Source organism: Mesorhizobium sp. BHbdii (genome assembly GCF_053848045.1).
The window spans coordinates 1-626 of sequence record NZ_JBSPKX010000072.1; the positions used below are offsets into that span (position 1 = coordinate 1).

Consider the following 626-nt stretch of genomic DNA (forward strand, 5'->3'; position numbering starts at 1 on the left):
CTTCCGCTGGATCCAGCGGCTGGCCAAGGCCAGGCCCTACGCAGCCTGAAACTCCAGTTCAGTCCTGCGCGGTCAATGTGGCTATGATCGGCGCCGCCGCGTCGGCCGGGCGTGCGCCCACTTCCAGCGTGAAGGTCGGCACCGAGGAAACCAGTCCGCCGATCGTTGCCAGGCGGCGCTTCTGCAACGGCAGCAGGCCGGTCATGCCGGTGCGGACATTGTCCAGCGCCAGCGCCACCATCGCATCGGTGCGGGCCATGCGCACGAGCCGGGTTTCATTGTCGGCGGAGCGCGCGAGGTGCAGCAGGGCCGCCACCGGCCTGGCAACCGGCCTTTCGATGCGGACGATCTCGCTCAACCGCTCCAGCGAGACGGCCTGCTCGCCATTCCTGTCCCATGACGGGCCGAGACATGGCGCAACCCGCGGGATCATTTCGGCGGTCTTCTGGTGGATCTTGACCTGGCGCGGCAGACCCCAGGCCAGGGGTTTGCCGGAAGCGACATTCAGGATCATGGCATCGTCGGAGCACAGACCAAAACCTTGCGTCGCCAGCGCCAGCGAGGTCGTGGTCTTGCCGGTGCCGCTCGGCGCATGGATCAGCACAAGGGCATCTTGGCCCGGCAGC

General features: G+C 67.4%; 1 pseudogene. It reads right to left on the reverse strand.

Annotated features, from left to right (window positions below):
• Positions 1-58: 58 nt before the first annotated feature.
• Positions 59-626: pseudogene (locus ACWTU8_RS31890) on the reverse strand (serine kinase); the annotation flags it as partial.